The organism is Bradyrhizobium sp. USDA3516, from assembly GCF_057651995.1.
This window is the reverse complement of sequence record NZ_JBYGYN010000011.1, coordinates 254,724-272,459: the sequence shown is the minus strand read 5'-3', so window position 1 is coordinate 272,459 and position 17,736 is coordinate 254,724. Positions and strand designations below refer to the sequence as shown.

Sequence of the window (17,736 nt, the reverse complement as noted above, 5' to 3'; positions counted from 1 at the left end):
TTGCGTACGGCATGGATTGACCTCGATGCCGGCAGGCATGTTATGCGAGCGGTGCGATCAACCGTTCGGGGTCGCCCCTTTCGAAAGACAATCCGTTGGAAACGCTCACCTACGTCCTGCTGCTGCTCGGCGCGCTCGCCGGCGGCTTCGTCTCGGGACTGGCCGGCTTCGGCACGGCGCTGATGGCGCTCGGTATCTGGCTCTACGTGCTGCCGCCCTCGCTCGCGGTGCCCCTGGTGCTGATCTGCTCGGTCATCGCGCAGACCTCGACGCTGCCGCGGATGTGGAAGAATTTCGATCTCTCGCTGGTGTGGCCGTTCCTGATCGGTGGACTGATTGGCGTGCCGCTCGGGACCATGATGGTCGCCTCCGCGGACCCGGAGGTGTTCCGGCTGAGCGTCGGCGTGCTGATCCTGGTTTTCTCCGCGGCGCTCTATCTGAACAAGCGGCCGCTCGCCTTCACGTTCGGCGGCCGGATCGCCGACGGCGCGGTCGGTTTTGCCGGCGGCATTCTGGGCGGCCTTGCCGGACTGTCCGGCCCGCTGCCGATCCTGTGGGCCAACATCCGCGGCTGGAGCAAGCACGAGCGGCGCGGCATCTTCCAGCTCTTCAACTTCACGGTGCTCGCCACCGCGCTGGTGTTGCAGACCGCGTCAGGCCTCGTCGCCTTCAAGGTGGTCTGGCTCGCCGCCGTCGCGTTTCCAGGCACGCTGATCGGCGCATGGGCGGGCGCGCGCGTCTATCACGCGCTGAACGACAAGCATTTCGGCGATGTCGTGCTCGGCCTCTTGTTTCTGTCGGGCCTCACGCTCGTCTGGAATAGCCTTGGCGCGCATTAGGGCGGCGCGAACTGGTCCCGCGGCGCGAAGCGCTTGCCGAACTCGCGACGCAGCAGCCACAGGCTCAAGCCGGCCTGCAGCGTCGTCGCCGCGATCGAAAGATACCAGACGTGCTCGATGCGGAATCCGGGCCGCGTCGACAGCCAGAGCACCGGCAGCGAATAGGTGAACACGCGCGTCACCGAGCTCAGCAGCACAGGCCTGGTATTGCCAAGGCCCTGGAACATGCTGGAGCAGGTAAAGATGAGACCCTGCGCCACCATGTTGAGCGAGATGATCCGGAGGAACAGAAAGGCGATCTCCATCGTCTCCCGGTCGTTGGAGAATCCGGCCAGCAGCAGTCCCGGCTTCGTTTGCGCGATGATCATGAAGCCGACCGCCACGACCGTGGCGATCAGCGCCGATTTGACGAAAGTCTCTCGCACGCGCGCGGCGTTGCCAGCGCCGAAATTCTGGCCGGCGATCGGCCCGGCCGCCAGTGCAACCGCGAGCGCCGGCATCTGGATGAGGGCGAGGACGCGCTGGCCGATACCGAAGCCGGCCTGCGCCGCCGCGCCGAAGTCTCGCAGCACGTAGTAGACTACCGCCATAAAGATGAACATCATTGCGAACTCGCCCCCGGCCGGCAGACCGACATTGAGGATGCGCTTGAAGTGGCGCGGCTGCGGGCGCCACTGCGCCGGATTGAATGCAACGTAGCGCTCGACCTTGCGAAAATACGCCAGCAGCATCAGGACGCCGGCGCCCACCGCGATCGTGCTCGCCAGTCCGGCGCCGGCGACGCCGAGGGGATAATCGGTGGCCCAGCCCGAGATCAGTACCGGCGCCAGTGCAATGTTGATGATGACAGCAAGGACCCGCACCAACATGGCGGGGCGCACGATGCCGGTCGCGCTTAGCGCGGAGGCAATGACTTGCATGACAAATTCCAGCGCGAGCGCCGGCGTGAACCACAACAGATAAGTTATCCCCGCCTCGATCGTGGCCTGGTCGGCGGCAATCGAACGCATGTAAGGACGCGACAGCACCGCTCCCGTGATCAGGGTCAGCAGGCCGAAGAGCACCGACAGCGCGACCGCCTGATTGAAGATCAGGTTGGCGTCCCGCCGGTCCTTGCGTCCCACCGCATGCGCAATCAGCGCCACCGTCCCGACGCCGAGCACCTGTATCAGGCCGCTGACGAGAAAGCCGGCATTGCCCGCCGCGGCCACGCCTGCCACTGCGGCATCACCAAGCCCCGACACAAAGTAGAGGTCGACCAGCTGGCAGATCATGATCGAGATCATGCCGGCCATGATCGGAGGCGCCATGCTCAGGATGTGGCTAGCGATGGAGCCGCGCGTCAGGTCTTTCATCCCATTCCATCCCTCGACAAGGCGACGACGGGACTTCGTCCCGCCGCCGCACGCGTCATTCCGCTGCTGCGATCCGTCCGAGCTCCACCACCTGGCGCTCGAACAGGCTGCGATAGATGCCGTCCGGCTTGCGCGCGAGCACGGCGTGCGTGCCCTGCTCGACGAGCTCGCCGCGATCGAACACCAGGATGCGATCGAGGCTCTTCACCGTCGACAGCCGGTGCGCGATCACGATCGAGGTGCGGCCCTGCATCAGCCGCTCCATCGCCTCCTGGATCAGCGCCTCCGATTCCGAATCGAGGCTCGAGGTCGCCTCGTCCAGGATCAGCACCGGCGCATCCGCCAGGAAGGCGCGCGCCAGCGCCACGCGCTGCCGCTCGCCGCCCGACAATTTCACGCCGCGCTCGCCGACCAGGGTGCCGTAGCCCTTCGGCAGGCGCAGGATGAAGTCGTGCGCATTGGCAAGCCGCGCCGCCTGCTCGATCGCTTCCAAGCTGGCGCCGGGCCGGCCATAGGCGATGTTCTCGGCGAGCGTGCGGTGAAACAGGATCGGATCCTGCTGCACGATCGCGATCTGGCTGCGCAGCGATTGCTGCGTGGCCAGCGCGATATCCTGCCCGTCGATCAGCACCCGGCCGCCGCTGACGTCGTAGAGCCGCTGCACCAGCTTGACGAAGGTGGTCTTGCCGGAGCCGGAGCGTCCGACGAGGCCGACCCGTTCGCCGGCGCGGATCGTCAGCGACAGCCCGTCATAGAGCGGCGCGCGATGGCCGCCATAATGGAACGTGACGTCGTCGAACACGATCTCGCCGCCTTCGATCGCGATCGGCTGCGCGTCGGCCGCATCGGCGATGCCGATCGGCTCGTCGTGGATCGCCACCAGCTCCTCCATGTCGTTGACCGAGCGCTGGAGATTGTTGATGTGCATGCCGACGTCGCGCAAATAGGCGTGGATCACGTAGTAGCTCGTCAGCACATAGGTGACGTCCCCGGGCGAGGCGTAGCCGGAGACCCATAGCAACACGGAGCCGCCGATCACCGACGCGCGCAAGGCCAGCAGCAGCGTGAGCTGCGCCATGGCGGTGTAGTTGTAGCGAAACCAGGTTCGCCGCACCCGCACGCCCCATCGCTTGATGACGCGCGCGAGCCGCGCATCCTCGCGCAGCTCTGCACCGAAGGATTTCACCACGGCGTTGCAGGTCAACGCATCCGCCAGCGTGCCGCCCACCTTGGTGTCCCAGGCATTGGAGACGCGCGCGGCCGGCGCGATGTAGCGGGTCGAGAACAGCACCGTCATCGTGACATAGGCCAGCGCGCCGAGCGCGATCACCGCGCCGAGCGAGGTCCAGTGCAGGCCGAGCAGGATCATCGAGCCGATCAGAACGACGAACGAGGGCAGCAACGCCAGCAGCAGCGTGTCGTTGAGCAGGTCGAGCGCCCACATGCCGCGGGTGATCTTGCGGACCGTGGAGCCGGCGAAGGAGTTTGCGTGCCAGTCGGTGGAGAAGCGCTGCACGCGCGTGAAGGTCTCCTGCGCGACCTCGGACATGATCTGCAGCGTGAACGGCACGATCGCCTGCAGTCCCGCGAGCCGCAGCACCATCGAGGCCGCACCCAGCGCCACGATGGCGCCGAACGCGACCAGCGCCGCGTGCCGCGCATCGGCATCGGACGGGCCGCGGGTCAGCGCGTCGATCAGGTGTCCGGAGAAGACCGGCATGAACAAATCGGCGGCGGTTGCGCCTAATAGGCCGCCGGCCACGACGAGGCCGCGCCCCGGCTGCTTCAGCCAGTGCTTGAACACGAAGGGCAGCACGACGCGAATCGCGGCAGGCTTCTTGGATAGAGCGGTCATGGCATCATCCGGCCGCTTCGCGCGGGCCGGCTCCATCGATGGACGCAAGTCGGCCGAAGGCCGCAACGGCGTCACGTAAGACTGATCTTCACTTGGGAAACGAAGCGATCGGGGCGCTCGGCCAAAACCTTGGCCCAATCGAAACTGGCGGAAGAGGCCTCTAACAGGCCGCGTACATACCGAGCCAGAACGTGATCGAGGTCATCATCGAGCGCGGGCGTACGATCTGCGATTGCGACGAAATCATGCAAATCTCTCCCCGGTTCGTATGAATGAGGTGCGCTTTATAGATGTGTCGTTCGTGAATTGCAACGGGGCCCGCGCGAGATCACGCACGAGTGTTGCAAATTAGTGCGCGTCGCCGCCGGCGCCGAACGGCGACGGCGGCCTCTTCAGCAGCACCACCAGAAAGCTGAGCGCGAGATAGAACAGCGCCAGGATGAAAAAGGCATCGCCAAAGCTCATCACCACGGCCTGGCGATGCACGAGCTGGGAAAGCTGCTTCATGGCCATCAAGGTGGCATCGCCAAGCCCCTGGAATTTCTGCACGAACATGCTCAGGGTTTCGGTCGCGGTGGCGTTGCCCCAGGTCACGCGCTCCTGCAGACGGACGATGTGCAGGTCAGTGCGGTCATTGAGCACGGTGTTGATGACGGCGAGGCCGAGCGCGCCGCCGAGATTGCGCATCAGGTTGAAAACGCCGCTCGCGTTCTTCACCTTCTCGGGCGCCAGCGTGCCGAGCGCGACATTGTTGGTCGGCACCATCGCGAACATCATGCCGATGCCGCGCAGGATCTGCGGCACCAGCAGCTCGTAGAAATCGTATTCGCGCGTGATAAAGGTCATCTGGTAGGAGCCGATCGCGAATACGATGAGGCCGAACGCGATCATGTAGCGCATATCGACCTTCGCCATCAGCCGGCCGACCAGCGGCGCGACCAGGAACATGGTGATGCCGGAGACGAACATGGTGTCGCCGATCATCAGCGCGCTGTAGCCGCGCACTTCGGCGAGATAGCGCGGATAGATGTAGGTCAGGCCGTAGAGGCCGATCCCGATGCAGAATTGCAGCGTGCATCCGACGGCGAAATTGCGGTCGGAGAAGGTGCGCAGATTGACGATCGGCTCGGCCGCCGTGAACACGCGCCAGAAGAAGGCGATGGCCGAGATCGCGCAGATCCAGGCGCAGATCGCGACAGACGTGTCCTGCATCCATTGATATTGCGGGCCTTCCTCCAGCACGTATTCCAGCGTGCCGAGGAAGCTCGCCATGAACAATAGGCCCCACCAGTCGAAGCGCTCGAGCAGCTCGAAATGCGGCTCGTCGAAATCGACCAGCGCCAGCACGCCCAATGTGATGCCGATGCCGGGCACGACGTTGATGAAGAACAGCCAGTTCCACGACATCAGGTCGGTGATGTAACCGCCGACCGTCGGCCCGATGGTCGGGGCCAGCGTCGCGACGAGGCCGATGATGGGTCCGACGATGTGGAATTTCGTGCGTGGGAAGACAGTGTAGGCCGAAGCGAACACGGTCGGGATCATGCCGGCGCCGAGAAAGCCCTGCAGCGCACGCCAGAGGATCATCTCCTCGATCGTCGTGGCGAAGCCGCAGAGCAGGCTTGCGGCGGTGAAGCCCGCCGCCGAGATCGCGAACAACAGCCGCGTGCCGAAGGCGCGCGACAGGAAGCCCGACAGCGGGATCGCGATCACCTCGGCGATCAGATAGGCGGTCTGAACCCAGGACACCTCGCTCGAGCTCGCCGACAGCCCGGCCTGGATTTCGCTCAAGGAGGCCGAGACGATCTGGATGTCCAGGATCGACATGAACATCCCGAACACCATGATGATGAACGCAAACAGCCGCTTCGGCGCAATGCGCTCCGAAGCGGGATCCGCCATCATGGCAGGTGAAGCGGTGGTGGCGGTGGCCATGGCCTGACCTCGCGCGCTCGGCTTCCGGCTACTGCGGATGGACCGCAGCGGGATGGTCGAGGTCGACCTCGCTGTCGGCGTCGGCGGCGCCCTTGTTGGTGTCGACGGTGGCGTAGACCGACATGCCGGCGCGGAGCAGGTTCTGCTTCGCCACCGATTTGGGCACGCGGATGCGCACCGGCACGCGCTGCACGATCTTGGTGAAATTGCCGGTGGCGTTGTCGGGCGGCAGCAGCGTGAACACCGAGCCCGCGCCCGCCGCGATGCTGTCGACCACGCCGGAGAACTTGCGCATGCCATAGGCATCGACCTTGATCGTCACCGGCTGGCCGGGACGGATGCGCTTCAGCTGCGTCTCCTTGAAATTCGCGTCGATATAGACCTCGTCCAGCGGCACGATGTTGCCGAGGCGCTGGCCGACCGCGACGAAGTCGCCGGTGTTGACCAGGCGGTTCGAGAACGTGCCGTTGACCGGCGCGCGCACCGCGGTGAAGCCGAGGTCGCGCTCGGCCTTGGCCTGCGTGGTCTTGAGCTCGGCAAGCTGGGCCTGCGCTTCGGCCTGCTGCGCCCTGGCGACGTCGACATTGCTGACGGCGACCTCGTAAGCGGCCTTTGCAGCCTTGACCGCGGCGGCGCCCTGGTCGCGTCCGGCTTCCGAGCTTTCGAAGGTGGCGCGCGAGGCAAAGCCCTTGCTGCTCAGCGCCTGCTGGCGCTCGTAATCGAGGTCGGCGCGCTTGAGGCCAGCTTCCGCGGAGACGAGCTGCGCCTTGGCCTGGGCGACCTGGCTGTCGAGTGCGGCGACCTGGCGGCCGATGCGATCGATGGTAGCCTGCTGGGTCGCGATCTTGGTCGCGGCGGCTTCGAGTGCGATCCTGTAATCGCCGTCGTCGATGCGGAAGATGATGTCGCCGGCCTGGACCGGCGTGTTGTCGGCGGGAAGGATCGCGGCGATATGGCCGGCAACGCGCGCGCCGAGCATGGTGTTGTTGGCGCGGACATAAGCATCGTCGGTCGAGATGTAAAAGCGGCCGACCAGCGTGTAGTAGCCGGCATAGCCCGCAACGGCGAGCGCCAGCGCGAGGCCGACGCCGGTCAGGACGAATTTGCGCTTGCCGGATTTGGGCGCGGCGGCGGCGGGCGCCTCCACCGCGGGTGCCGGCGGCTTGTCGGCGACCGGGGTCTCGGACGCCTCGCGGGTCGGACGCTTCGCCTCCTCGGCGACATGAACGCGCGGCTGCTCGGCAGGGAGTGCGGATGCATCGGAGCCAGCATCGCCGCCCGCTTGGTCCTTCACCGCTTCCTGGCGAAGGACGCGAGCCGTCTGGTCTCTCGATGCGGCCATCAAGTCCTCCCCAAAAACACAATCGAGGGCGGCCGCTGTGGCGCGCGGTTTCCTCGCTGAACCTCAATTATCATTGACCGAACGGTTCGGTCAATATAAAGTTTTCCTGCGGACCTTACTGCTGCGAATCCTTCGTTGGCGTTTCATGGCCCTGCTTCGAAACAAAAAGCTTCCGAGACCCTAAACCAATGGTTGTAACTGCCGGCGAACAATTGCACAGCGTCCCGGACGAGGACAATTCCAAGCGCCGCCAGATTCTGGACGGTGCCCGCAAGGTGTTCATGGATCTCGGCTTCGACGGCGCCAGCATGGGCGAGATCGCCCGCGCCGCACAGGTCTCCAAGGGCACGCTCTACGTCTACTTCGCCGACAAATGCGCGCTGTTCGAAGCCATCGTCGAACAGGAGGCGCTCCAGCATGGCCAGGTCGTGTTCAGTTTCGATCCCGACCGCGAGGCCGAGACCACGCTGCAGGAGTTCGGCCTCGCTTATCTTCACCTGGTCTGCCGCCCCGGTGGCGGATCGGCGATCCGCACCGTGATGGCGATTGCCGAGCGCATGCCGGATGTCGGCCGCCGTTACTACGCGCGCGTGCTGGACAAGAGCATCAACCGCCTCTCCGCTTATCTCAAGGCCCGCGTCGCATCGGGTGATCTCAAGATCGACGATTGCGATCTTGCCGCCTCGCAGTTCATGGAATTGTGCAAGGCGTCGCTCTTCCTGCCCTTCGTGTTCCAGGCGGAGCCCGCACCGTCGGAACAGCGCATGGCCGAGGTCGTCGACAGCGCAACGCGGATGTTCCTGGCGGCGTACAAGGCGACGTAGCAGCGCGTTGCGCCTGCGGGCGTGGCGGCACTATATTGCGGCCATGTCTCGTGATCTTCGCCCGCCGCTCGACATCCTCCACTACGAGATCGTCCAGGAACAGGCCTCGGCGCTTGGACGGATGGGTCGCGCCCTCGAACAGAGCCTGTCGCGCTTGCGCGAGTTCGACGCCGCTCACGCATCGACCGAAATGCCGGAAGCGATGCAACCGGCCAGGCGCAAGCTGGTGCTGGAAGCCGGCCAGGCGCTTTGGATGTTCGTGGTGCAACGCGAGGCGTCCGGCTTGCGCGACAGCCGCCACATCATGCGCACCTACAACGTCCCGGGTGAGGTGCAGCGCTGCATGGGTTTGGCAACCGGGCCGCGGAAGCCGGCCGCGGGGTGAACTCCGGCTCTGCTGAGCTCAAGTTCCGATGTCTTCCATTGCGCGCCACCCGTGGAGGACGCGCCGCCCCTCCCGCGCGAACGCAAAGCAGTTGCCGCCGCCGGCGGGCTGATCGTGGATGCGGGCGATGGGATGGCCCTCAATGTGGCAGAACAGCAGCGTGCCGACCGCGCCGTGGCCGACGAACAGGACATCGCCGGGACGATGTCGCGCCAGCACCGCCTCGGCCTCGCGCACGATCCGCGCCTGCGCATCCACAGCGCGCTCCCAGCCGCGCACGCTGAGATGAGGCGCGGCGAAGAACTGGTCGGCGACAGCCTCGAACTCGGCCGGCTTCAGGAAGCCGGTCGCCGAACGGTCGTTCTCGTGCATGGCCTCGCGGATCTCGATCATGAGTCCGAGACGAGCGGCAATGATCTCGGCGGTCTCGATAGCCTTCCGCTCGGCGCTGGAGACGATCTGCGTCGTGCTTGCGAGCCAGCCTGCATTTGCCAAAGCCTCGGTGCGCGCGCGGCCGACCGCGCTCAGGCCCCATTGCGGCACCGGCACGTCGGGATCGATTTGCACCTGCGGGTGGGTGAGATAGCGGACGACAGACATTCGATTGACGCGATTGTAGCCCGCATCGAGCGAAGCGGAAGGAGGAGACGCTATTCCCAGATTGCGCTTCGCTCTATCCGGGCCACCGGCAAATCCGGCTATTCGTCGATATAGTCGTCGTCTTCCCGCTTGCTCTTGCGAGCACCGAGCGAACCGGTCACCGCCGGCTCACGCGCGCTCGCATAGGGCCTGCGCGATTGCGCGCGGGATGCGATCTCTTCGCCGGACACCGCGGCGGGCTGGCAGATCAGGCGGCGGCTGGCGCGGCGCATCAGATCGACATGGATGTGATCGTAGTGAAAGACGTTGGAGCCCGGCGCCAGCACGGTGGTGAAATGTGCGCACGCACCCGCCTGCACGTCGCGCAGGAACCCCTGCTCTTCCGGCATGCCGCGCCAGCCGTCCTTGATCGTGACGCGGCGGCCATCGGCGAGCACGAAGGCCGAAATGTCGAGCGCATTGCCGAAGGCGTGCTCGGAGATGCGGGAGTGCGGATTGCCGTTCATGCCGCGGCAGGAATAGGCGGAGATCTGCTTGATCTCGGCGACGCGCACGCCGAACCAGCGCATCGCCGAAGGCTGCACCGTGTCGGCGAGCCAGCGGTCGAGCTCGGACACGATCGGACAGGCGAGCGTCGCTGTCGGCTTGATCGCGACCGGACCGATGGTCGTGACGGGATTGCCCTGCGCCGGACCAAGACGCGGCAGCGGCTGCTGCGCCGGGGCCTGCGAGTAAGGCGCCGGACGAGCCGGATAGCTCGGTGCGTTCATGTAGCGCGCCGCACCCTCGGCATCGGTGCCCTCCGCCGGCAGATCGATCTCGTCCTCCTGCGCGGCCACGCCGGGTGCGTTGAGCGACATCGGTCCCGTCGAGGTGCCGTAGCCCGCGGGCTGGCGCACCGCGCTCTCGGGATAGTTCGAGCGCTGCGGATAGGACGATGCCGGATATCCCCGGCTCTGCGGATAGTTCGACTGCGGCTGCACGGGCCAACGCGGCTGGTTGCCGATGCTGCCGGGCGGGCGAAGCGCCTCGTCCGCAAAGCCATAGGTGCCGGAGGCTTCGCCGATGGCGGCGACCTTGAGCGGAAACTCGGCGCCGCAGCTGCCAGGCCCGGAGATCGGCTCGATGCGGACGATGTCCGCACTTTCCTTGACTGCGCCCGATTTCAGGCATGCGGCTTCCGCCTCGGCCCGCCACGGTTCGCGTTCGGCCTGGAAGAAGCCGCGACCGCAACCCGCTAGCGAAACAAGGACGATGGAGCCGACGAGATACAAACGAACTCCGCGCGTCATGAACGCACGTTCGGTGAATTTACTTAAAGACTCTTCAACGTGTTGATTTCAGTGTTCTTTAACCATACCGGGCGCGACGGCACCGGTTGCGGCCGATGACGAGCGACAGCCAGCCTGACTTTTTCGAAAAGAGACTTTCTGTTAACCATAAGGGCTGCGCGCCAAGCAGTGCGTACGGAGGGAGCGACCTCATGACGTTCGCCGGCAGACTGAGCGTTATCACCGCCTATCTCGCCATGGCCTTCGTCGGCGCCATCGTGCTCGGGATGATTTAGAGGCGGCCGCCTCTTACCCTCTCCTGGAGGGTAAGAAACACTACGACCGTGTGCGCGATGGCTGCGACGAGGCGGTGATCTCCTCGCGCGGCGCCTCGACCCGCGTCCAGTCGTTGCCGGAGCACCAGAAGCGGCCGAGCGCGCAGGCTTCGACGTGCAGCTTGCCGGAGCTCTTCAGCGTCATCCTCGCGTAATAGGTGTTGCCGCTGGAGCGGCTGTAGATGCTGCCGGTCCAGACATCGCGCTTCTTCGGCTTCATGTTGACGAGCACGCTCTCGCCGCGGCTCGCCGCTTCACTGAGCGCGTAACCGCACAGTGCCGGCCCACAGCGCTCGATGCGGACCGTGCCCTTGGCACCTAGGCTCTCCCATTCGCCGAGCAGCGCGTGGCCCTCTTCAGCGCTGATCTGCGCCACCGCTGCGGTCTGATTGATCTCGGCGCTCGGGACGATGACCGGCGGCTCGATGCGAGGCGGCTCGAGCGCGGCGGTCTTCGGCTGATCGGTGCGCTCCAGATCAACCCGCGACGGCGTCTCCATTCTCGACATCTCCGAGCTTGACGCCGGCGGCGGTGCAACGGGCTGCGACGTCGCCGCCGCAAGGGCGGGAGGCGCTGGTGGCGGCACCACAGTCGCTTGTGGCGGCTTGACCGCCGCCGCAGGACAAGCCGGCTGCAGCGCCTGGACCATCGGTGCGGGCGCCGGCTGCGCGGCTCGTGCCGTGCCGACATCGTCCGTCGGCCTGCTGCGCTTGGAGGCCACCGTGATGCAGGAGGCGGATCGGCAATTGCGCGGCGCCTCGACATGGAACCGGTTGCCGCCGATCGAGAACGTGTAGGAGCCCGCCTGCGCCGTCGGCGCAATCGCCAGCAGCGCGATCGATGTGCCAATCCAGGTTGCAAGCCGCCGCATCTGCGTTTCCCTCAGGTCGCGACGACTTTACGCAGCGAAAGGCGCGGCTGAATGTGCGCTGCATCACCCAGGCGGCGTTCGCTCGTTGTGACGCCCGTCACAGAACGCGCGACCGCCGCGGCGTAGGGTCGAACCACGCTTCATCCACCAGCGACTTCGGTCCATATCGGGACCACGCTATTTTCGGAGGTTGTCATGAACAAGCTCTCCATCGCCGCCACCGCCCTCTTCCTGGCTTCGACCGCCGCCGCCCATGCCGGCAATTCGATCTCGTTCCAGATCGAGGGCCAGCGCATCCGCATCGAGACCCCGCGCAACTGCGCTTCGCTCAATTGCGTGACGATCGTCGCGCCGGGCCTGTCGGACAAGCCGATCAAGCTGAACAACATCAACCTCAAGGGCCTTGGCGGCTCCAAGGACGATGACGACGACACCACGCCGGCTCCGGCGCCCACGACGGCGCAGCCCACGCCGGCTCCCGTGCAGCAGCAGCCCGTGCCGCAAGCGACTGCTCCGGCAGCGCCGGCCGCGACCGCACCGGCGGCCCCGGCGACCGTTGCCGCCGCTCCTTCTGTCGGCTTCGACAGCTCGCAGCCTGCTCCGGTTGCTGCGCCTGCCCCTGTCGCCGCCCCCGCTCCCGTCGCGGCGGCTGCCGCGCCGGCTCCGGTGGCCGCAGCGCCCGTCGCTGCAGCGAATTCGCCGATCGGCCTCTGGGCGACCGAAGAGAGCAAGGGCAACGTCCGGGTCGAGCAGTGCGGCGCCAATCTCTGCGGCTATGCCGAGAAGACCAATGAGCGCATCCTGATCAACATGAAGCCCGAGGGATCGAAGTGGAGCGGCCGCATTCGCGATCCCAACTCCGGCCGCAACTACGACTCCACTATCTCGATGAAAGGTCCGAACACGATGCGCGTGCAGGGCTGCGCCTTCGGCGGCATGTTCTGCGGCGGCCAGACCTGGAAGCGCGTGAGCTGACACGCGAAGGGTCACATCGCGAAACATACGACGTCGTCATGCCCGGGCTTGTCCCGGGCATCCACGTTCTCAGTGCGAGAAGCAAGACGTGGATGGCCGGGCCTTCGCCGCGCCGTAGCGGCTTCGGCCGCGCAGGCGGTCAAGCCCGGCCATGACGGAGCTGAGAAGACTCAATCCGATTCGCGAGCATCGCCCCGTTTGAACGTTCGCCTCTCCTGTGCCACACACGTTCATCCGTCATTCAGCTCTGTGCGGCTGATATCACCCCATCTCGCCTCGTGTTCTTTCACCGGGACTTCTCCTCGTGACATCACTGCTGGCTTGGCGCCGCTTGGCGTTCGCGCTTGTGCTGCTCGCTGTGCCGCTTCCAGGCGCAGATGTGGCGTGCGCGTCCGACGCCATCGAATTGGCGCAGGCGCAGCAAGCCCAGCCTTCGACGGCACCGGCGGCGGACGCACAGCCCGCCGCCGTCGAGCCGATCGGCAACGTCGCGACCGTCACGGGGATCGCGACCGTGATCCGGGACAAGAATTCCTATCCGCTGCGCGTGCGCGACGACATCTATCTCAACGACATCGTGCAGACCTCGTCGAACTCCGCGCTCGGCATCACCTTCAACGACGCCACCACGTTCAACCTCTCCGCCAGCGCAAAGATCACGATCGACAATTACGTCTATGAAGATGGCGGCAAGCAGAACTCGGCGATCTTCGACATCGGCAAGGGCACGGTCGCCTTCGTTGCGGCTGCCGTGGCGAGAACAGGTGACATGAAGATCGCGACGCCGACGGCAACGCTCGGCATCCGCGGCACCACCGGCGTCGTCGACGTGCCCGAGAACGCGACCGCGAACAGGGCGAATAACGTCAGCATAAAACTCTATCCCGACGCCGATGGCCGCGTCGGCCACATCGATGTCGACGACCGCGCGAGCGGCGTGCGGCTCGGCGCGCTGACGCAAGCCGCGAGCGGCTTTGCGATCCGCCCGGGCGCGGCCGCGGCAGGCGGCATGCGCTTTGCGGCCGTGCCGATCACGATTCCCGCGCGGCAGATCGCACGCGACCGCGGCTTCGTCGGCCAGGTGCATCTGGCGCAGACCGCGGGCCGGCAGATCGTCATCGAGCAGCGCGACTTCCGTCGCGCCAATCCGACTGCGCTCAGCCGCATTCCGCGCCCCTCGCAGCCGCCGCAGCAGCAACAATTGCGGCCGACGACGGCCCCTGGGCAATTGCCGCAACGGCCGAACGGCCAGCCGCGTCAGGATAACCGTCCGGGTCAGCAGCAGCCGGGCACACCAGGCCGGCAGGGCCTACAGCAAGGCGTGCAGCCGCCGCAGCGGCAGGGACAACAAGGCGGCACGGTGCGGCCGGGAACGCCGCGAGCCGGGCAGCAGCAACATTTGCAACCGCAGCCCGGCCTGCCGCAAGGTGCCGGCCGTCCGCGCACACCGCGCGCCGGACAAGGCACGGCGCCCAACAGCGCACCACAGACCCAGCCGCAGCGCGGCGGACAGATTCAGCCCGGAACAATCGTACCGCCGCAACCGGGCGGGACACAGCAAGCGGGACCGCAGCAGCCATTGCCGCGCACGGGATTGCAACCCGGCCAGCCTGCCGCTCAACAACCCGGCATGCAGCGCCCCGGCGGCTTCCAGCCACGCCTCCCCGCCGCGCAACGTCCCGCACCACCACACAGACCCGCGCCCGCTCCGAAGGAGAAAGAGCGGCGGTGAAGTCCGACGCATGTGAGCGCGCTCGGTGGCTCCCTCGCCCCGTTCTTACGGGGAGAGGGTTGGGGTGAGGGGCTGCTTCGGCAGAAATAGTGACAGTGAGACTCGCGGAGAGTCCCCCTCGCCCGGATTGCATCTACGATGCAATCCGACCTCTCCCCGCAAGCGGGGCGAGGTGAAGACAACTCACGCCTCGCCGCGCAGCCAGGCCTTCACCTTCCGCAACAGGCCATGCCGCAACTCATCGACAGAAGCTGCTTCCGCTTGTGTCAGCGTCTGCAATGATGCGTCGATGTCGTCTTTCGTCAATGGCGGCACCGGCTCGGAAACCCGCTTCGGCTCCGGGGCGGACAGAGGCGCCAGCCCTGCCGCCGCGAGCGCGATCGGTCCGATCTGAGTCAGGAAGACGCGTTCGTATTCGCGCGACAGACGGGCGATCGCGTCGTCCAGCCTCAGCCAGTCGACCGCCTTGATGTCATTCATCAGCTTGCGGACCGGCCCGCCGTCGGCCTCCATCCGCCAGAAATGCACCACCTTGGAGCGCCCGCCGGACTGATAGACCAGCGTGCCCAGAAATTCGTGCACGGCGACGTCGTGGCCGGTCTCCTCCAGCACCTCGCGGTGCGCGGCTTGCTTCGGCGTCTCGCCGTCGTCGAGCTTGCCTTTGGGCAGCACCCATTCGTTGCGCTTGCGCTGGCGCACGACTGCAACCAGCGGCACCGGCCCGCGCCGCAACACAATACCACCCGCCGCCATGACCGGCGCCCGCGCCATCGCCACATCCGTATCGATCGAATCGTCCCCGCCCGACGATATAGGCGGCGGGCACGGCGGATTGAAGGCTACTTTCTTCTGAGCAGCGCTTGACCGGCGCGAATGCGCGTGCCCTCGGCAATGCCGTCGCAGAAGGAGAAGTCGCCGGGCGCGAGGATGATGATGGTCGAGCCATGCTCGAACCAGCCGAGCTCCTCGCCTTTGCTCACGTTGACGTCGCAGGGAAAATTGACCGGGCCGCGCGTTTGCGCGTTCAGCACCATGTCGAGGAAGTGCAGGCGGATGCTCGCCACCAGGATCGCCGCCACCGGAACCAGCGTCACGGCTTCGCCTGTCGACAAATGCGTGCGGATCACCGCACGCTCGTTCTTGCAGAACAGACGCTCGACGCGCTTGAGCGCGATCGGGTTGACGTTCCAGACGTCACCGTGGATCAGCGTGACCCGCTCGATGTGCGCGTCATAGGGCGCATGGAAGCGGTGATACATGCTTGAGGTCAGCCGCAGCGTGACGAAGGAGCCGTTGCGGTGCTGCTCGACCAGCGCGGAATCGCCGACGAGATCGAGCAGCGAATAGGGCGCGCCCTTGACCTGGAACAGCTCGGTATCCGCGATTTTCCCGTGAGCGCCGACGATGCCATCCGAGGGGCTCGCCACCACCGCAGGATCCGGATCGAACGGCCGCAGGCCCGGCTTCAGCTCCCGGGTGAAGCAGTCGTGCAGACTCCTGAACTGCGTCTTGCGCGCCTCCGACAGATCGAGGTCGGAGAACAGCTTCCACAGCGCGATCGAGAAGTCCCGCACCAGCGGATTCTCGATCTTGGAAAACCAGCCCATGAAGCGGGTGAGGGCCGCGCGCGGGATGCGGTTGGTCAACAGGAAGTTGAGGTCTTCCTGCTGGGTGAACGAGGCGATGAGGGCTTTGACTGTCATGAATCTGTCAGCTCACAGGTTTAGCGCTTGTTGTCATGGAAACGACACTCCCGATTCTCTCGATGTCCGTGGCCGCCGCAGCGTCCGCTGCCGCCGTCCTCCCGAAGATCAAGGCGCGGGTCGAACTCTCCCGCGCCAAGCACCGCTCGCTCGCGGGTCACTCCAAGATGTCGCGCCGGGTGGCGCGGCTGCTGCCGTTCTACGAGTTCGAGGGTGATCAATACTTCGCCTGCGACGGTGCGCCGGCGAACATCGCAGCGCAGCGCAAAGACGCCTTCTTCCGCCTCGCCAGGCTTTATGCCGAGCGCTACCCCAGGGGACGCGCGATGACGAAGGAAGCGGCGGAGACGATCTCCGATCTCAACTTCACCGAGAGCTATCGCGTGCCGTTCCAGTTCTCGCGTCTCGTCCGCGAGCATCTGGGCACCTCGACCTTCATGGAATCCTCGCGCGGCGTCACCGTCACCGATGTCGACGGCAACACTGCTTACGATCTCACGGGCTCCTACGGCGTCAACATCTTCGGCAACGACTTCTACAAGGAGTGCATCGAGGGCGCCGAGAAGCGCGCGCACGCGCTCGGCCCCGTGCTCGGGCCCTACCATCCCGTGATCCTCGAGAATGTGCAGCGGCTCTGCCAGATCTCGGGCCTCGACGAAGTCTCGTTCCACATGTCCGGCACCGAGGCAGTGATGCAGGCTGTGCGGCTGGCGCGCTACCACACTAAGCGCACGCACCTGGTTCGTTTCGCCGGCGCCTATCACGGCTGGTGGGGCGACGTGCAGCCCGGCGTCGGCAATCCCATTCCTGCGCACGAGACCTATACCCTCGCCGAGATGTCGGAGAAGACGCTGCATGTCCTGCGCACGCGCAAGGACATCGCCTGCGTGCTGGTCAACCCGCTGCAGGGGCTGCATCCCAACGCCAACGCGCCCGGGGATTCCTCGCTGGTCGATTCCTCCCGCGGCGGCAATTTCGATCGCGCGGCCTACACCGAGTGGCTGAAGAAGCTGCGCGAGGTCTGCAGCGAACGCGGCATCGTCCTGATCTTCGACGAGGTCTTCGTCGGCTTCCGCCTCGCCGCCGGCGGCGCCCAGGAATATTTCGGCGTGCGCGCCGACATGGTGACCTACGGCAAGAGCCTCGCCGGCGGCCTGCCGGTCGGCGTCGTCTGCGGCAAGCGCGAATTGATGCGCCGCTTCCGCGACGACCGTCCCGCCGACATCTGTTTCGCCCGCGGCACCTTCAACTCGCACCCCTACGTCATGACGGCGATGGACGAGTTCCTGAGCCGCCTCGCCAGCCCGAACTTCCGCGCCGTCTATGACGGGCTGGAGGAAACCTGGAACGGGCGCGTGAACAAGCTCAACCAGATGATGCAGGATGCCGACCTGCCGGTGCGCTTCGCCAACTTCTCCTCGATCTGGACGGTGAAATACACGACGCCGTCCCGCTACAATTGGATGCTGCAATACTACCTGCGCGCAGAGGGCCTGGCCTTGAGCTGGGTCGGCACCGGGCGGCTGATCTTCAGCCTCAACTACACCGACGCCGACTTCACCGAAGTCGCCGACCGCTTCGTCCGCGCCGCGCAGAAGATGAAGGCCGACGGCTTCTGGTGGCACGACGGCGTGCTCACCAACAAGCAGATCAAGCGGCAGATCCTGAAAGAGATGCTGGCCAAGCGCTTCGGGCGCTGACGTTTCGTACTCCG

17 protein-coding genes are annotated in these 17,736 nt (G+C 65.9%); 7 read left to right on the top strand and 10 right to left on the bottom strand.

Going from position 1 to position 17,736, the window contains the following annotated elements; all coding sequences use genetic code 11:
* Positions 1-95 precede the first annotated feature (95 nt).
* On the top strand, positions 96-839 hold the full coding sequence (locus AC24YW_RS30495) for a sulfite exporter TauE/SafE family protein (protein ID WP_487486177.1): 744 nt from the start codon (positions 96-98) through the stop codon (positions 837-839).
* Here AC24YW_RS30495 and AC24YW_RS30490 read toward each other — a convergent pair.
* The 5 genes from AC24YW_RS30490 to AC24YW_RS30470 form a co-directional block, all read right to left on the bottom strand.
* A complete protein-coding gene (locus AC24YW_RS30490; RefSeq protein ID WP_487486176.1) occupies positions 836-2,194 on the bottom strand; it encodes an MATE family efflux transporter in 1,359 nt (452 codons plus the stop codon). The two genes, AC24YW_RS30495 and AC24YW_RS30490, sit on opposite strands and share 4 nt — an antisense overlap.
* 55 nt (positions 2,195-2,249) lie before the next feature.
* Positions 2,250-4,049 carry an ABC transporter ATP-binding protein gene (locus AC24YW_RS30485; RefSeq protein ID WP_487486175.1) on the bottom strand — a complete coding sequence of 600 codons (1,800 nt, stop codon included), beginning with the start codon at positions 4,047-4,049 and terminating at the stop codon, positions 2,250-2,252.
* Positions 4,050-4,120: 71 nt separating this feature from the next.
* The gene (locus tag AC24YW_RS30480) at positions 4,121-4,300 is read right to left on the bottom strand and encodes a hypothetical protein (protein WP_487486174.1); all 180 of its coding nucleotides are present in this window, start codon (positions 4,298-4,300) and stop codon (positions 4,121-4,123) included.
* A gap of 97 nt (positions 4,301-4,397) precedes the next feature.
* A complete protein-coding gene (locus AC24YW_RS30475) occupies positions 4,398-5,984 on the bottom strand; it encodes a DHA2 family efflux MFS transporter permease subunit (RefSeq protein ID WP_487486173.1) in 1,587 nt (528 codons plus the stop codon).
* Between the two features lie 28 nt (positions 5,985-6,012).
* Positions 6,013-7,326 (bottom strand): HlyD family secretion protein, encoded by a 1,314-nt coding sequence (locus AC24YW_RS30470; protein ID WP_487486172.1) that lies wholly within the window; start codon positions 7,324-7,326, stop codon positions 6,013-6,015.
* 188 nt (positions 7,327-7,514) lie between these two features.
* On the opposite strand from AC24YW_RS30470, the gene AC24YW_RS30465 reads away from it, so the two are divergent.
* Positions 7,515-8,150, top strand: coding sequence for a TetR/AcrR family transcriptional regulator (locus tag AC24YW_RS30465; RefSeq protein ID WP_487486171.1), 636 nt, complete (start codon positions 7,515-7,517; stop codon positions 8,148-8,150).
* 43 nt (positions 8,151-8,193) lie between these two features.
* Positions 8,194-8,535 carry a DUF6665 family protein gene (locus AC24YW_RS30460; RefSeq protein WP_487486170.1) on the top strand — a complete coding sequence of 114 codons (342 nt, stop codon included), beginning with the start codon at positions 8,194-8,196 and terminating at the stop codon, positions 8,533-8,535.
* An 18-nt stretch (positions 8,536-8,553) separates the two neighbouring features.
* On the opposite strand, the gene AC24YW_RS30455 is transcribed toward AC24YW_RS30460, so the two are convergent.
* The gene (locus AC24YW_RS30455; RefSeq protein WP_487486169.1) at positions 8,554-9,135 is read right to left on the bottom strand and encodes a histidine phosphatase family protein; all 582 of its coding nucleotides are present in this window, start codon (positions 9,133-9,135) and stop codon (positions 8,554-8,556) included.
* 98 nt (positions 9,136-9,233) lie between these two features.
* A complete protein-coding gene (locus AC24YW_RS30450; protein WP_487486168.1) occupies positions 9,234-10,427 on the bottom strand; it encodes an extensin-like domain-containing protein in 1,194 nt (397 codons plus the stop codon).
* 95 nt (positions 10,428-10,522) lie between these two features.
* Between AC24YW_RS30450 and AC24YW_RS30445 the strand changes: the two genes are divergently transcribed.
* The gene (locus AC24YW_RS30445) at positions 10,523-10,702 is read left to right on the top strand and encodes a hypothetical protein (RefSeq protein ID WP_487486167.1); all 180 of its coding nucleotides are present in this window, start codon (positions 10,523-10,525) and stop codon (positions 10,700-10,702) included.
* Between the two features lie 40 nt (positions 10,703-10,742).
* Here AC24YW_RS30445 and AC24YW_RS30440 read toward each other — a convergent pair whose 3' ends face one another.
* The gene (locus tag AC24YW_RS30440) at positions 10,743-11,612 is read right to left on the bottom strand and encodes a DUF2147 domain-containing protein (protein WP_487486166.1); all 870 of its coding nucleotides are present in this window, start codon (positions 11,610-11,612) and stop codon (positions 10,743-10,745) included.
* Between the two features lie 195 nt (positions 11,613-11,807).
* Between AC24YW_RS30440 and AC24YW_RS30435 the strand changes: the two genes are divergently transcribed.
* Positions 11,808-12,587 (top strand): DUF2147 domain-containing protein, encoded by a 780-nt coding sequence (locus tag AC24YW_RS30435; protein ID WP_487486165.1) that lies wholly within the window; start codon positions 11,808-11,810, stop codon positions 12,585-12,587.
* Between the two features lie 313 nt (positions 12,588-12,900).
* Positions 12,901-14,319 carry a FecR domain-containing protein gene (locus AC24YW_RS30430; protein ID WP_487486237.1) on the top strand — a complete coding sequence of 473 codons (1,419 nt, stop codon included), beginning with the start codon at positions 12,901-12,903 and terminating at the stop codon, positions 14,317-14,319.
* 183 nt (positions 14,320-14,502) lie between these two features.
* On the opposite strand, the gene AC24YW_RS30425 is transcribed toward AC24YW_RS30430, so the two are convergent.
* Positions 14,503-15,090: an NUDIX hydrolase gene (locus tag AC24YW_RS30425; protein ID WP_487486164.1), complete on the bottom strand. Its 588-nt coding sequence runs from the start codon at positions 15,088-15,090 to the stop codon at positions 14,503-14,505.
* 68 nt (positions 15,091-15,158) lie between these two features.
* The gene (gene asd / locus AC24YW_RS30420; RefSeq protein WP_487486163.1) at positions 15,159-16,022 is read right to left on the bottom strand and encodes an archaetidylserine decarboxylase; all 864 of its coding nucleotides are present in this window, start codon (positions 16,020-16,022) and stop codon (positions 15,159-15,161) included.
* A gap of 35 nt (positions 16,023-16,057) precedes the next feature.
* Here asd and AC24YW_RS30415 point away from each other — a divergent pair, with 35 nt between their 5' ends.
* Positions 16,058-17,722: an aminotransferase class III-fold pyridoxal phosphate-dependent enzyme gene (locus tag AC24YW_RS30415; protein WP_487486162.1), complete on the top strand. Its 1,665-nt coding sequence runs from the start codon at positions 16,058-16,060 to the stop codon at positions 17,720-17,722.
* The last annotated feature ends 14 nt before the right edge of the window (positions 17,723-17,736 follow it).

What these genes read in the sequence shown, in the direction of transcription:
- AC24YW_RS30435 (WP_487486165.1), top strand. Translation starts at nt 11,808, where the DNA reads ATGAACAAGCTCTCCATCGCCGCCACCGCCCTCTTCCTGGCTTCGACC.
- AC24YW_RS30485 (WP_487486175.1), bottom strand. Translation starts at nt 4,049, where the DNA reads ATGACCGCTCTATCCAAGAAGCCTGCCGCGATTCGCGTCGTGCTGCCC.
- AC24YW_RS30470 (WP_487486172.1), bottom strand. Translation starts at nt 7,326, where the DNA reads ATGGCCGCATCGAGAGACCAGACGGCTCGCGTCCTTCGCCAGGAAGCG.
- AC24YW_RS30490 (WP_487486176.1), bottom strand. Translation starts at nt 2,194, where the DNA reads ATGAAAGACCTGACGCGCGGCTCCATCGCTAGCCACATCCTGAGCATG.
- AC24YW_RS30465 (WP_487486171.1), top strand. Translation starts at nt 7,515, where the DNA reads ATGGTTGTAACTGCCGGCGAACAATTGCACAGCGTCCCGGACGAGGAC.
- AC24YW_RS30455 (WP_487486169.1), bottom strand. Translation starts at nt 9,135, where the DNA reads ATGTCTGTCGTCCGCTATCTCACCCACCCGCAGGTGCAAATCGATCCC.
- AC24YW_RS30450 (WP_487486168.1), bottom strand. Translation starts at nt 10,427, where the DNA reads ATGACGCGCGGAGTTCGTTTGTATCTCGTCGGCTCCATCGTCCTTGTT.
- AC24YW_RS30475 (WP_487486173.1), bottom strand. Translation starts at nt 5,984, where the DNA reads ATGGCCACCGCCACCACCGCTTCACCTGCCATGATGGCGGATCCCGCT.
- AC24YW_RS30460 (WP_487486170.1), top strand. Translation starts at nt 8,194, where the DNA reads ATGTCTCGTGATCTTCGCCCGCCGCTCGACATCCTCCACTACGAGATC.
- asd (WP_487486163.1), bottom strand. Translation starts at nt 16,022, where the DNA reads ATGACAGTCAAAGCCCTCATCGCCTCGTTCACCCAGCAGGAAGACCTC.
- AC24YW_RS30445 (WP_487486167.1), top strand. Translation starts at nt 10,523, where the DNA reads ATGACGAGCGACAGCCAGCCTGACTTTTTCGAAAAGAGACTTTCTGTT.
- AC24YW_RS30425 (WP_487486164.1), bottom strand. Translation starts at nt 15,090, where the DNA reads ATGGCGCGGGCGCCGGTCATGGCGGCGGGTGGTATTGTGTTGCGGCGC.
- AC24YW_RS30415 (WP_487486162.1), top strand. Translation starts at nt 16,058, where the DNA reads ATGGAAACGACACTCCCGATTCTCTCGATGTCCGTGGCCGCCGCAGCG.
- AC24YW_RS30440 (WP_487486166.1), bottom strand. Translation starts at nt 11,612, where the DNA reads ATGCGGCGGCTTGCAACCTGGATTGGCACATCGATCGCGCTGCTGGCG.